The organism is Nocardia coffeae, from assembly GCF_019890715.1.
Lineage (GTDB): Bacteria > Actinomycetota > Actinomycetes > Mycobacteriales > Mycobacteriaceae > Nocardia > Nocardia jiangxiensis.
On record NZ_JAINZY010000100.1, the window covers coordinates 1 to 286 of the forward strand.

The 286-nt window shown below is 66.8% G+C and carries 1 pseudogene; it reads left to right on the forward strand.

Going from position 1 to position 286, the window contains the following annotated elements:
* A pseudogene (locus K7711_RS47215) lies at positions 1-286 on the forward strand (NAD(P)(+) transhydrogenase (Re/Si-specific) subunit alpha); the annotation flags it as partial.

The following is a 286-nucleotide window of genomic DNA, read 5'->3' on the forward strand; positions in this document are numbered from 1 at the left end:
TGACGTGCGTCCGGAGGTGGCCGATCAGGTGCGTTCGGTGGGTGCGCAGTGGCTGGATCTGGGGATCGATGCCGCGGGTGAGGGTGGTTACGCTCGCGAGCTCACCGAGGGGGAGAAGGCTCAGCAGCAGCAGGCCCTCGAGGATGCGATCAAGGGTTTCGATGTGGTGATCACGACTGCGTTGGTGCCGGGTCGTCCCGCGCCGCGTCTGGTGACCGCTGCGGCGGTGGAGGGGATGAAGCCGGGCAGTGTGATCGTGGATTTGGCGGGGGAGACCGGCGGTAAT